Below are 12574 nucleotides of genomic sequence, written 5' to 3' on the forward strand. Positions count from 1 at the left end.
CGTCAGGCGTTCACGGCGATCAGCTCCAGGCGCAGGTCCTGGATGCCGGAGGGCACGTAGATGGTCAGGGCCTGGGCCTGCATCATGCGTTCGTACAGCATGCCGCGAGGCTCCAGCGTGAAGTAGTAGCTCCCGGGGCGAACCGGCACGGCCGCCGGCACTTGCGGCGCGTGCATGAGCTTGACGCCTGGCATGGCCGACAGCACGAGCTTGTCGACGTCATCGGGTGCACCCACCTTGAAGCGCGTCGGGACCACGTCCACCAGTTCGGCCGGCTGCATGGCGGCCGACACACCCAGGTAGAACTGCGTGTTTTGCGCGATCTGTTCGGAGTCCAGCCGGCCTTGGTGGAAGGATGGCATGGTCTCTTGCAGGTTGATGGCGAAGTAGCGCGTGGAGATCACGGTCTCCAGCAGTTCACGCACGATCTGATCCAGGCGTGTGAAAGCCGGGCCGGGGTTGAGGTGATCGTAGGTGGGCAGATCCGCCAACGTGAACGTCTTGGAGAAGGTCATCAAGGCGCCGGTCAGCTCCAGCAGGCGCTCGAACAGGCGCTCGGGGTGCAGGGCCGGGTGGCGTGCCAGATGAGACAAGCCGGCAAAGGCTGCGCTGGCCGTGTGCAGCAGCCAGAATGAGGCCACGTCGCCCGAGCGGAACTCGATGACGTTCTTGCTGGGCTCGCGGTGCATGCCATAGAGCGCATCGACCTTGGCCTGCAGCACGTCCAGCAGGCGGCGCAGGTGCAGGAACATGGCGGGCGAAGCCTGGATGTTCAGGCAGGGTGGCATGAAGCGACCATCCAGCTCGTAGCCGCCGGTGGAGGTCTTCTTCAGGCGCAGCAGCGGCAGGCTCACCAGGTGGGCGCGCGGTTCCGAATCAGCCAGCAGGCGTGCAGACTTGCGCAGCACGACCACCTCGGCGGCGACGGCATCGGTGTAGGCGTCGGCGGCCTGAATGGGCGCGCGGTAATAGCGAGCAGCCGTGTCAGCCTCTTCGCGCGTCGAGGCCATGTTGGTGCCGTTGGCGCGCAGGGGGGCCACGGCGAGATGGAAAATCATGTCCGAGCCTGTCGCGCTTGCGCCATCTGCCAGCGCGTTGAGCGACACGGGCGGGGGCAGTTCATCCTCCATGGGGGCGTTGAACAGTTCGCCATCAGGGAAGACAACCTGCAGTTCGAGGACGCGCAGCAGGCCCGTCTGCAAGGCGTCGGGGTCCACCTTGATGTGGCGGACACCCCAGGCATACGGATGCAGCAGGCGCGTCATTTGCGCCAGGCGCCACTCGTGGTACGCGTCTTGTTGCTGGAAGTGCTGGGGCCTGAGGAACAGGCCTTCTCCCCAGAGGATCTTGGGTGACTGGATCACGTGCTTGTCTTTCTGTGAATCTTCAAGGGCAGGGCGCCGCAACGGAGCGCACGGTGCTGGTGGGCAAGCCAATGGCCTCGCCAACCTGCACGCTCATGGCGCAGGCGTGGGCACCGATGTTCAGGCCGGTCTTGTCTGCCTGGGCCGTGCTGAAGGCATAGCGCCATCGACCCGGCAGAGGGTTGCGATACAGCGCCACGATGCCGACGTAGCGGGCTTCACGCGCGACCTTGTCCGTTGCTTCGTAATGTTGGCCGGGGACCAGTTGCACTTCACGGGCGGCCACCAGGTCGTCGCCGAGCACCGTCTTCTCTTTGGCTGCATCGCCGAAGGTGTCATACGGTGCTTGCAGGAAGGCGTCGGGGCTCTTGAGTTTGTAGATGCGCAGCACCAGTGCCAATGCCTGGCCTTGCTCGTCCACATTGAGCGACTCGCTGGCATAGACACGCCAGTTGACCTTGAAGTCAGGCAGCGCGCTGTCCGGCACGGCGGGCACATCCGGCACATCGGGTTTCTTGAGGCCCACGGCACTCAAGGCCGAGTCAGTCAAGCCGCCCAGGAAGCCCATCACGCCACCACCATCTGCAGCAGGGGCCGTGGGCAGCGTCGGCACAGCAGGAGCCGAAGGTGCAGACGCGCAGCCTGACATCGCCAGCAATGCCGCTGTCAGCACACTACCGAGCAGCGCGCTTCGACTCCCTGTTTGTTCTGGTTTCATACATCCTGAGCGGGGCGCCCTACGCCCATCGCAGGCGCGTAGTTTAGAGAGGTGAAGCCCCGTTGCTCGAAGGTGCTCCCCCACTGGAGGGGGCTGTATTTGCAACCAAGTGAAAGAGTCTGTAAACACCCCCCCTATGGGGGCAGGCGCTCAAATCGAATTCGGCTTTAATCCGGCCTGTCGCGACTCAGCCAAGTGCTGTTTCAGCGATTCAAAAGATCGAACAGGGAGTGTTAGATTGAGTCTTGTATACGTACGCCGCGGCATGTGCTGCGCGGTGATTGTCTCGGTGTTGTCCAACTTGATGGCGTGTTCGTCGACGCCCAAGAAGGACGACGTGGCCACCAGGCTGGCGGTGCAGGAACAGGTCAACGAAAACCTGGCGGCTGCAGACAAGGCACAGAAGCAAGGCAAGACCGATCAAGCCATCGAGCAACTGGATCTGGCCATCAAGGCCGACCCCTCGGTCAAGGCGCCCTGGCTCAAGAAAGCACAGATTCATTTTGATGCACACCAGTACGGCCAGGCCATCACCGAGGCACAGGAAGTCTTGCAGCGTGACGTCAATGACCTGACGGCCAAGAGCATCCTCGCGGTCAGCGGCTTGCGTGTGAGCGCCTTGGCGCTGGAGCAATTGCGCAAGGCCAACGAGGTCAACGGTTCGACACGCAGTGAAGCCGAAAGCGTGGCCAAGCTGATTCGGGAAGCCTTGGGTGAGCCCATCCTCGTGCCACCTGTGCCCGTCGCAGCGGGCCCTGAACCGGTGAAGTCCAAGCCGGTGTCTCCCCGAACCTCGTCTCGTGCCGCGATGGTCGCTTCAGGTGGCCATCGCCCCAATTCCGGATCAGTTGCCGCATCCACAGCGGCGGCCCCGAACAAGTCCACAACGGCGAGTGCTGGCGGAGCCGGCGCAGCGTCTGGTGGTCGAAACAATCCCTTTGGTGCTTTGCAGTAAACAGTTCAAGGAAGGAGCCTGGTCATGGCCAAGAAAGACAGCGTTCAGCAGCGTTTGGGGCGAGTGCGCGCGCCGCGTGTTCAGCTCACGTATGACGTGGAAGTCGGGGACGCGATCGAACAGAAGGAGATTCCTTTTGTGGTCGGCGTCATGGGGGAATTTACCGGCCAGCAGGACCCCGACAAGCCGCAAGCACGCCTGAAGGACCGCAAGTTCGTCAATGTCGACATGGACAACTTCGACGAGGTGCTGGCCGGCATGGCGCCTCGTGCCAGCTACCGCGTGAAGAACAAGCTCAGCGCCGACGGTGGTGAGTTTGCGGTGAACCTGGAATTCAAGAAGATGGAGGACTTCCGTCCCGAATCGGTGGTGGATCAGGTCGAGCCGCTGCGCAAGCTGCTGGAAGCCCGTACCAAGCTCTCCGACTTGCGCAACAAGCTGGCTGGCAACGAGAAGCTGGAAGACCTGCTGGGCGAAGTGCTGAGCAACACCGAACACCTCAAGACGTTGGGCGCTCAAGCTCAGCAGGACCAGGAGTGAGACCATGAGCGCACAACTCCAAGCTCAAACGGGAGCACTGGCTGACAGCGTCAGCCTGCTGGACGACATCGTTGCCAAGAGCAAGGTTGCCAAGACCGAGACCGAACACGCTCGCGCAAAGGACATCATCGGCGAGCTCGTCAAGGAAGTGCTGGATGGCACCGTGGTGGTCTCCGACAACCTGTCGGCCAACATCGATGCACGCATTGCTGAAATCGATCAGCTGATCTCCGACCAGCTCAGCGAGGTGATGCACGCGGCCGAGTTTCAGAAGCTCGAATCGACCTGGACCGGTCTGCATTACCTGTGCAAACAGACTTCGACCGGTGAGCGCCTGAAGATCAAGTTGCTCAATGCCACGAAGAAGGAAATCGTCAAGGATTTCAAGACGGCAATCGATTTCGATCAGTCGGCCTTGTTCAAGAAGGTCTACGAAGAAGAGTTCGGCACCTTTGGTGGCGCACCCTTTGGTACCCTGATCGGCGATTTCGAGATCGGCCGCAGCGCGGAAGACATGTTCTTCATCGAGCAGATGGCTCATGTGGCGGCCGCCGCCCATGCGCCGTTCATCTCGGCCGCGTCCAGCGAGCTGTTCGGCCTCGAAACGTTCACGGATCTGGGCAAGCCCCGCGATCTGGCCAAGGTGTTCGACACGGTGGACTATGCCAAGTGGAAGTCCTTCCGTGAGTCGGAAGACTCCCGCTATGTCGGCCTGACGGTGCCGCGTTTCCTGGGGCGTCTACCGTACGACCCGAAGGAGGGCACGACGACCGAGGGCTTCAACTTCGTGGAAAACGTAGATGGCACAGACCACAGCAAGTACCTGTGGGTCAACACCGCCTACGCCATGGCCGCCCGCCTGACCGATGCTTTCGAGAACTACGGTTGGTGTGCCGCCATCCGTGGCGTGGAGGGTGGTGGTCTGGTTGAGGATCTGCCCACCCACACCTTCAAGACCGACGATGGCGAGCTGGCACTGAAGTGCCCTACCGAGGTGTCCATCACCGATCGTCGCGAGAAGGAGTTGAGCGATCTGGGCTTCATCCCGCTGGTGCATTGCAAGAACACGGATTACGCCGCGTTCTTTGGCGCCCAGTCGACGCAGAAGGCCAGGAAGTACGACAGTGATGCAGCCAATGCCAATGCAGCCTTGTCTGCGCAGATGCAGTACATGTTTGCTGTCTGCCGTATCGCTCACTACATGAAGGCGATGATGCGCGACAAGGTGGGCAGCTTTGCGAACACGCTGGATGTGGAGCGGTACCTGCACAACTGGCTGATGCAGTACGTGGTCGATGCAGATGATGCGTCTCAGGAACTTCGTGCTCAGCGCCCGCTTCGTCAGGCGCAAGTCGAAGTGGAGGAAGTGCCAGGGCGCCCTGGCGTGTTCCGTGCGGTGGCCTTCGTCCGTCCGCACTACCAACTGGACGAATTGTCTGTCTCGTTGCGTTTGGTCGCCGAGATGCCGTCTGGCTCATAAGCGACGCCACATGGCTGCGCCTTCCGTGCGCAGCATTTAACCCAAGGGAAAAAGCAAAATGAAGGACATTTACATCAAGTTTGGCACCCCGCTGAACGGCAAGAAGATCGAGGGTGAATCGCGTGACGGCGATCACAAGAAGCCCTGGTTCGAAGTGTCGAGCTGGACGCATGAAATCCGTCAGCCGAAGTCGGCAACGGCATCGACCTCGGGTGGCCACACCGCTGAGCGTTGTGAACACGCCGAAATGGTGTTCACGAAGGACCTGGATCTGATCAGCCCCCAGCTCTGGGAAGCTTGTTCCGCCGGTACGCTGTATGACGAAGTCGAAATCCACTTCATGCGTGCAAACGGTACCAGCGGCCGCGTCCAGTACCTGACCATCAAGCTCAAGAAGGTCGTCATCGCCCGCGTCACGCCCGCCGTCATCGGTGAAGGCCTGCCGACGGAGTCCTTCGGTCTGAAGTACGCCGCCGTGCAATGGGATTACATCCAGCAGACCATGGACGGCAAGACCGTCAAGGGTACGCCCGCGATGTGGAGCCTGGCGACCAACAAGGCCGCCTACGACGCTCCGAACTGATCTTTGCTCTGACGCAATGCCGTCATGGGGATGGGACTTGGGGTCCCATCCCTTGCTTTTAGGTGCTGTGCATGTCTTCCCCTGTTCGGATCAGACGAAGTGTTTTTGATCGCTTGATTGATGATGGGCGTGATACGCCGGAGGGGCTGATGCAGACCTGCTCCATCGAGCAGATGCGTGATGCCGTGGCGCGGGATCTGGAGCGTTTGCTGAACGCCCGCACGGCACTGGACTTTGAGTCTCATCTTCTGGGACAGCACACCAGTCGTTCGGTCTTCTGTTTTGGCGTGCGTGACTTCGTGGGCCGCGCCTTGTCCAGTTCTGAGGACCGTCGCCATATCAGCCGCAGCTTGTCACACGCCATCGAAACACACGAGCCTCGGCTCAAGCAGGTGGTGGTGGATTTCAACGAGGGACACCTGTCATCCAGCTCCCTGCGTTTCACGATCAGGGCACTGCTGGTCATTCGGCCGACCAAGGAAAGCGTGAGCTTCGACGCCGAGCTGCAACCAGCGCTCTCCACTTATCGCGTGACCTACGCCAGATTTGCGTCGCATTGAGCCGAGCTCTGGGTCGTTGGCAGTTTGGAATGAATCAAGGGGGACAAGGGGATGGATGATCTGCTGCCGCACTACGAGCGTGAACTGGCGTTCTTGCGGACTCGCGCATCTGATTTCGGGCGCATGTACCCCAAGGTGGCCGGACGCCTGCAACTGAGCACCGATGTCGGGGACGATCCTCATGTCGAACGGATGCTGGAGTCGCTGGCGCTGTTGACCGCACGCGTCCACAAGCGGCTGGACGACGACTTTCCCTTGTTCACGGAATCGTTGCTGGAAGTACTGTATCCGCACTACCTCCGGCCGTTTCCCTCGGCATCCATTGCCCAGTTTGAGCTGGGGCCAGCGGCTGGCCAGATGACCAAGCCCATGTCGGTGGACCGCGGTACTTTGCTGAGTTCTCGAGCCGTCAAAGGTGTGCCGTGCAAGTTCCGCACCACGCAGGCGGTCACGCTGTTGCCGATTCGGGTGGCATCGGCTTCATATCGCAATGCCATTCAGGCGCCTGAGGGCTCCTGCATACCGGCGGGTGCGACCTCCGTGCTGTCCATCACGCTCGAACTGGTCTCGCCCCAGGCTTCCTGGGGCATGCTGCCGGACTCGTTCCTGCGCTTCTATCTGGATGGCGAGCCATCCCAGGTCAGTGCATTGCGAGAGGCTTTGTGCCACAAGGTGCTGGGTGTGATGGTGCAGACGCATGCACAACAGAAATGGCTCGCCACCGACGCGATCGGGGCAGCCGGCCTCCCCAAGCCCGTGCTTGCCGGGTTCTCTGACGACGAGGCCCTGATTGAATTTGATGCGCGCTCGCACGCTGCCTATCGCTTGTTGACAGAGTACTTTGCGTTCCCGGAGAAGTTCAACTTCGTCGACATACCTGTGCCTGTTCCTCCGGCCCTGCGACAAGCCTCCCTCGGTGATGTGCCCGATGGGGCCGTGAACGGCGCTTCAGCGGGCACAGCCAGGCGGAGTCTGACCTTGCATTTGCTGATGGCTGGCGTACGTTCGGACTCCGACGAGTCGCGCATGCTGGAGTCACTGCAGGCACGCAATTTCCTGCTGGGCTGCACGCCTGTTGTCAACCTCTTCAAACAGCCGGCCGACCCCATCCGGGTGACACACGCCACGACTTCCTACCCTGTGCTGGTCGACGCCAGGCGGGCATTTGCTTACGAGGTCTATTCGATTGACCGGGTGTTTCGCGTGCGGCAGTCATCCCAAGGCGAAACCGTCCAGGAGTTCCGCCCCTTCTTCTCCTTGCAGCACGATGACCTGCTGGGCGTTGACGAGGACCTCGGTTATGACGACGCCGCGACACTGAGCGCGCTTCGGCGCGCCCGCGCACGCGCGGACCAGGACCATGGGGAGCGGTCGGGTGGTCGCTACTGGTCTGCCCATCGAGATGAAAGCCTGGCGCAAGACAGCCCTGGTTACGAGCTCGAACTGTCCATCGTGGATGTGGACTTCAACCCTGCGTTGCCGCAAACAGAGACTTTGTCCTTGACGGTCACGGCCACCAACCGCGACCTGCCTTCGATGTTGGCCGTTGGTACGCCGGGTGGTGACCTGTTCATGGAGGGCGGCGGTGTCGCCAAGGAAGTGCGCCTGCTGCGCAAGCCCAGCTTGCCTCAGCGCTTCGATCGCGGCCGTGGAGCCTTGTGGCGGCTGATTTCCCATCTGTCGCTCAATCATTTGTCGCTGTCCGGTGGCGGTATTGACGCGCTCAAGGAGATGTTGCGGCTGTATGACCTGCCTCGAAGCGCGAGCAACCGCCGGCAGATCGATGGCTTGAAGGCCATCGAGTTCAAGCCCAGCACGGCCTGGTTGCCCGGTGAGCCTTATGCGACCTTCGTGCGTGGCACGGAGGTGCGCATCACCGTGGACGAGGACAGTTTCGTTGGCACCGGCCTGGGCTTGTTTGCCTCCGTGCTGGATCGGTTCTTTGGCTTGTATGTGCACGCAAACAGCTTTGTCAGGTTGACGCTGGTGTCCGCTCGCACGCAGGAAGAGGTGCTCTCATGCCCACCCCGCAACGGCGAAATGTCACTGGTGTGATCGAGCAACTGCTGTGCGAGCCACAGCAGTTCAGCTTCTTTCAGGCGGTCCGGTTGCTGGATCGCTGGATGGCGCCTGGCGCGCCCGATGGGCAAGGGCTGGCCAGGCTGAACTTCCGCAACTCCTTGTCGCTCTCGTTCCCAGCCAGCGAGATCGAAGCCATTCGGGTTCAGCGCAGGCCGAAGGAATCCGAGCCAAACGGCGCGTCAACGACAGATGGACAGGCCTCGTCTGTATCCACGACTGCGCCCGGCTCGACGCTGTCTGCCGTTCTGGCTGACCACGCTCAGGCGCCCTGGCCGTGCCAGCCAACCGAGATCGACCGCATCGACATGACGCCTGCCTTCATGGGCTTGCTGGGGATGTCGGGGACCTTGCCGCACTTCTATACGGAGACCCTGGCTCAGCGCGAGCTCTATCACAAGGACTTTGCGGGGCGGGCCTTCATGGACGTGTTCAGCCACCAGGTCGTGTCCTTGTTCTACCAGGCTTGGCGCAAGCACCGCCTGCCCATCCAGTTCGAGGCTGATCGTCGTAGCCGGTTTTTACCGTTGGCCTTGTCCCTGGCTGGCCTGGGCCAGAAGGGGCTGCGCGACAGACTGGGGGCAGAGCGTGGCGCCGTGGCCGATGAGGCCCTGGCGTACTACGCGGGTACCTTGCAGCAACGCACCTTGTCCGCACGCCAGTTGCAGCAGATCCTGCAGGATTACCTGGCCGTGCCGGTGCGCATCGAGCAGTTCGTGGGGCGCTGGTACCAGGTGCCGGAGTCGGGGCGCGCTTATCTGGGTGTGATGGGGCGACAGGGTGGGATGTCGGGGCCGCTCAATGGCGTGCTGGGGCGTTCAGCCATGCTGGGCGAGCGCGTCTGGCAGCGGGACTTGCGCATGCGTGTGGTGCTCGGGCCTTTGCCGCACGCGCGTTTCCGCCGCTTCCTGCCCGGTGGCGCAGGTGCTTCTGCGCTCAAGGAGCTGTTGACCATGCTCAGCGGCGTCAGCCTGGAGTACGAGATCAACCTGCAACTGCAGCGCGAGGACGTGCAGGGCTGCGCGCTGGATTCGAGTCGCGCCCCAACGGCGTTCAGGCTGGGCTGGGACACCTTCCTGCAAACGCAATCGGCCAACGAAGACCGCGCGGATGTGCGCTATGACATCCACGCGGCGGCCTGATCAAGCATCAGGCTTTCTCTTTCTCATTCCAACAATATTCAAGAAGCTGTCATCACCATGAGCCAGAACCTCAAGACCCTGATCTCCAAGCTCAACGACACCACGCGCCAGGCCGCCGAGCGTGCCGCCAGCCTGTGCATGGCGCGTGGCCACTACGAGGTGGACCTGGAGCACCTGGTGCTGGCCTTGCTGGAGCAGCCGCAGAGCGACCTGGCCGTGCTGTGCCAGCGCGCAGGCGTGTCTACCACCGCGTTGCAGCGCGACCTGGAGGCCGAGCTGAGCCGTTTCAAGACGGGCAACAGCCGCACGCCGGTGTTTTCCAGCCACCTGCCGGTGTTGCTGGAGCACGCCTGGCTGATCGCCTCGCTGGAATCACACACGGCGCGCATCCGTGGTGCGCACCTGCTGCTGGCCATGCTGACCGAGCCGACCCTGAGCCAACTGGCCTTGCGTTCGTCCAGGCTGTTTGCGCGCTTCAACCTGGATGAGCTCAAACACAAGATGGCCGACGTGACGCGTGGTTCGCAGGAGGCTGTTCAGGCCTTGCGTGACGCCGATGCGCCTGTGGATGGTGAGGTGGGGCAAGCCGACGAGGCCGGCGCAAGTGAGGCATTGAGCGGCAAGACGCCCGCGCTGGACCAGTTCACCACCAACCTGACGCAACGCGCGAAGGAGGGTAAGGTGGACCCGGTGATCGGCCGTGACACCGAGATCCGCCAGGCCATCGACATCCTGATGCGCCGCCGCCAGAACAACCCGATCCTGACGGGCGAGGCCGGCGTGGGCAAGACGGCCGTGGTGGAAGGGCTGGCACTGCGTGTGGCCCTGGGCGATGTGCCCACGCCGTTGCAAGGCGTGGCCATCCACGTGCTGGACATGGGCCTGCTGCAGGCTGGGGCATCGGTCAAGGGCGAGTTCGAGAACCGTCTCAAGAACGTGATCGACGAGGTCAAGAAAAGCCCGCACCCGATCATCCTGTTCATCGACGAGGCCCACACCATGATCGGTGCGGGTGGCCAGGCTGGCCAGAACGACGCAGCCAACCTGCTCAAGCCGGCCTTGGCACGGGGTGAACTGCGCACGATCGCGGCCACCACCTGGGGCGAGTACAAGAAGTATTTCGAGAAGGACGCGGCCCTGGCTCGGCGCTTCCAGGTCATCAAGGTGGAAGAGCCTTCTGAAGAGCTGGCCTGCGCGATGCTGCGTGGCATGGCGCCCTTGATGGAAAAGCACTTTGGCGTTCGCCTGTTTGACGAGGCCATCGCCGAGGCGGTGCGCCTGTCGGCGCGCTACATCAGCGGCCGCCAGTTGCCCGACAAGGCCATCAGCGTACTAGACACCGCTTGTGCCAAGGTGGCTCTGGGCCAGAGCGCCACGCCCGCCCGCATTGAAGACGCCCGCAAACGCCTGGAGCGGCTGGATGCCGAGGTGGCTGCGTTGCAGCGCGAAGCCGCGGCAGGTGCCCGCCATGGTGACCGCCTGGATGCCCTGAAGGTGGAGCGCGACGGCATCGTGGCCAGCCTGCAGGCCGATGAGCAGCGCTGGACGTTCGAGCAGCAACTGGTCAATGACATCCGCGAGCTGCGCACGAAGCTGGAGCACCAGGCGGGGGGCTTGTCGAACGCGGAAGCCGGTGTGGACGCTGAGGCAGGCGCGAGCGCGGGCTTCAATGGGGCTGCCGGCGGCCAAGTCGCCGAGCCCACCAAGGCCACATCAACCAGCAAGACCAAGGGCAAGAAGGTCGCCATCAGCCACGCCAGTCCGGATCATGAACTGCTGGCCATGAAGCAGGCCGAGCTGGCCGCGCTGCAAGGCGAGGCGCCGCTGGTGCCGATGCAGGTGGATGGCCATGTGGTGGCCGAGATCGTGGCGGCCTGGACGGGCATCCCGCTGGGCAAGATGGTCAAGGACGAGATCAAGACCGTGCGCAACCTGCAGGCCACGCTGCAGGAACGTGTGATCGGCCAGGACCACGCGCTGGCGGCCATCGCCCAGCGTGTGCGCACCGCACGTGCCGGCCTGGAGGACCCCAACAAGCCCAAGGGTGTGTTCCTGTTCGTCGGCCCATCGGGCGTGGGCAAGACCGAGACGGCGCTGGCCCTGGCCGACATCCTGTACGGTGGCGAGCGCAACCTGATCACCATCAACATGAGCGAGTACCAGGAGGCGCACAGCGTCAGCGGGCTGAAGGGCTCGCCCCCGGGTTACGTGGGCTATGGCGAAGGTGGTGTGCTGACCGAGGCCGTGCGCCGCAAGCCCTACAGCGTGGTGCTGCTCGATGAAGTCGAGAAGGCCCACCCCGACGTGCTGGAGATGTTCTTCCAGGTCTTCGACAAGGGCTTGATGGACGATGCCGAGGGCCGCGAGATCGACTTCCGCAACACGGTCATCATCCTGACCTCCAACGCGGGTTCGCAAGGCATCATGCAGGCCTGCTTCAAGCACGATGAAGAAGCTGGCGGCACGGTGATGAAGTCGCTGGAAGAGTTGCCACAGGCTGACGAACTGGCCGAGCTGCTGCGCCCCACCTTGTACAAGACCTTCAAGCCCGCCTTCATCGGCCGGACCAAGGTGGTGCCTTACTACCCGTTGAGCGACGATGTGTTGGTCAGCGTGATCAAGCTCAAGCTGGACCGCATTGCCGCCCGCGTGATGGCCAATCACCAGGCCGTGCTGGACTACGACGACGCCCTGATCGAAACCGTGCTGGCGCGTTGCACGGAGGTGGACACCGGCGCGCGTGCCGTGGACCACATCCTCAATGGCAGCCTCTTGCCCGAGGTGGCCGACAGCGTGCTGGCGCGCATGGCCGAAGGTCAGGCCATCAGCAAGATCAAGGTCAGCGCGGGCAAGAACGGCGAGTTCAAGTTCAAGGTGAGCTGATGGGGGGGGCCCGAGAGGGCTCGTGGGAGGCTAGTGGGCCTTGAGCAATACCTCAGTCGCTGAGGACCAGCAAGGCCTCGTCGCGCCAGTATTGGGCTGCGGCGTAAAAGCCCTCCCACACGCAGCCGTTGCAGCCGCGCCCGCAGCAACTCGTGGGCTCGGGGGGCGGTTGTCGCAAGTCCACCCCTTGGGTGCGCGCGCGTGCCTGCAATGTGTCGAACATGGCACGCACGGCGTTGAGGTCGGTCAAGGGGAAGTCCATCTGGGAGG

11 protein-coding genes are annotated in these 12574 nt (G+C 62.7%); 8 read left to right on the top strand and 3 right to left on the bottom strand.

Annotated features, from left to right (window positions below; translation table 11 throughout):
* Window positions 1-2: 2 nt before the first annotated feature.
* Together tssK and tssJ are read right to left on the bottom strand one after the other, a co-directional pair.
* Entirely contained in the window at window positions 3-1364 is a 1362-nt protein-coding gene (tssK, locus tag JY96_RS17440; RefSeq protein ID WP_035043474.1) for a type VI secretion system baseplate subunit TssK, read from the bottom strand.
* A 22-nt stretch (window positions 1365-1386) separates the two neighbouring features.
* Entirely contained in the window at window positions 1387-2082 is a 696-nt protein-coding gene (tssJ, locus tag JY96_RS17445) for a type VI secretion system lipoprotein TssJ (RefSeq protein ID WP_152606553.1), read from the bottom strand.
* Window positions 2083-2320: 238 nt separating this feature from the next.
* On the opposite strand from tssJ, the gene JY96_RS17450 reads away from it, so the two are divergent.
* The 8 genes from JY96_RS17450 (at window position 2321) to tssH (ending at window position 12304) form a co-directional block, all read left to right on the top strand.
* On the top strand, window positions 2321-3037 hold the full coding sequence (locus JY96_RS17450) for a lipopolysaccharide assembly protein LapB (protein WP_152606554.1): 717 nt from the start codon (window positions 2321-2323) through the stop codon (window positions 3035-3037).
* A gap of 24 nt (window positions 3038-3061) precedes the next feature.
* On the top strand, window positions 3062-3577 hold the full coding sequence (gene tssB, locus JY96_RS17455) for a type VI secretion system contractile sheath small subunit (protein WP_035039448.1): 516 nt from the start codon (window positions 3062-3064) through the stop codon (window positions 3575-3577).
* Window positions 3578-3581: 4 nt separating this feature from the next.
* Window positions 3582-5057 (top strand): type VI secretion system contractile sheath large subunit, encoded by a 1476-nt coding sequence (gene tssC, locus JY96_RS17460; protein WP_035039450.1) that lies wholly within the window; start codon window positions 3582-3584, stop codon window positions 5055-5057.
* A gap of 58 nt (window positions 5058-5115) precedes the next feature.
* Window positions 5116-5640, top strand: coding sequence for a type VI secretion system tube protein Hcp (locus tag JY96_RS17465; protein WP_035039451.1), 525 nt, complete (start codon window positions 5116-5118; stop codon window positions 5638-5640).
* A gap of 71 nt (window positions 5641-5711) precedes the next feature.
* Window positions 5712-6200, top strand: a complete 489-nt coding sequence (gene tssE / locus JY96_RS17470; RefSeq protein WP_081961375.1) for a type VI secretion system baseplate subunit TssE — start codon at window positions 5712-5714, stop codon at window positions 6198-6200.
* 51 nt (window positions 6201-6251) lie between these two features.
* Window positions 6252-8255: a type VI secretion system baseplate subunit TssF gene (tssF, locus tag JY96_RS17475; RefSeq protein WP_035039452.1), complete on the top strand. Its 2004-nt coding sequence runs from the start codon at window positions 6252-6254 to the stop codon at window positions 8253-8255.
* On the top strand, window positions 8219-9421 hold the full coding sequence (gene tssG / locus JY96_RS17480; RefSeq protein WP_035039453.1) for a type VI secretion system baseplate subunit TssG: 1203 nt from the start codon (window positions 8219-8221) through the stop codon (window positions 9419-9421). Before tssF ends, tssG begins: the two co-directional genes overlap by 37 nt.
* A 57-nt stretch (window positions 9422-9478) precedes the next feature.
* Window positions 9479-12304: a type VI secretion system ATPase TssH gene (gene tssH, locus JY96_RS17485; protein WP_035039454.1), complete on the top strand. Its 2826-nt coding sequence runs from the start codon at window positions 9479-9481 to the stop codon at window positions 12302-12304.
* A gap of 52 nt (window positions 12305-12356) precedes the next feature.
* On the opposite strand, the gene JY96_RS17490 is transcribed toward tssH, so the two are convergent.
* The gene (locus tag JY96_RS17490; protein ID WP_081961665.1) at window positions 12357-12527 is read right to left on the bottom strand and encodes an oxidoreductase-like domain-containing protein; all 171 of its coding nucleotides are present in this window, start codon (window positions 12525-12527) and stop codon (window positions 12357-12359) included.
* Between the last annotated feature and the right edge of the window lie 47 nt (window positions 12528-12574).

The organism is Aquabacterium sp. NJ1 (assembly GCF_000768065.1).
Lineage (GTDB): Bacteria > Pseudomonadota > Gammaproteobacteria > Burkholderiales > Burkholderiaceae_C > Aquabacterium.

Bases quoted from the DNA above. Each gene is read 5' to 3' on its own strand.
- tssJ (WP_152606553.1), bottom strand. From the start codon at position 2,082: ATGAAACCAGAACAAACAGGGAGTCGAAGCGCGCTGCTCGGTAGTGTG.
- tssB (WP_035039448.1), top strand. From the start codon at position 3,062: ATGGCCAAGAAAGACAGCGTTCAGCAGCGTTTGGGGCGAGTGCGCGCG.
- tssC (WP_035039450.1), top strand. From the start codon at position 3,582: ATGAGCGCACAACTCCAAGCTCAAACGGGAGCACTGGCTGACAGCGTC.
- JY96_RS17465 (WP_035039451.1), top strand. From the start codon at position 5,116: ATGAAGGACATTTACATCAAGTTTGGCACCCCGCTGAACGGCAAGAAG.
- tssE (WP_081961375.1), top strand. From the start codon at position 5,712: ATGTCTTCCCCTGTTCGGATCAGACGAAGTGTTTTTGATCGCTTGATT.
- tssF (WP_035039452.1), top strand. From the start codon at position 6,252: ATGGATGATCTGCTGCCGCACTACGAGCGTGAACTGGCGTTCTTGCGG.
- tssG (WP_035039453.1), top strand. From the start codon at position 8,219: ATGCCCACCCCGCAACGGCGAAATGTCACTGGTGTGATCGAGCAACTG.
- tssH (WP_035039454.1), top strand. From the start codon at position 9,479: ATGAGCCAGAACCTCAAGACCCTGATCTCCAAGCTCAACGACACCACG.
- JY96_RS17490 (WP_081961665.1), bottom strand. From the start codon at position 12,527: ATGTTCGACACATTGCAGGCACGCGCGCGCACCCAAGGGGTGGACTTG.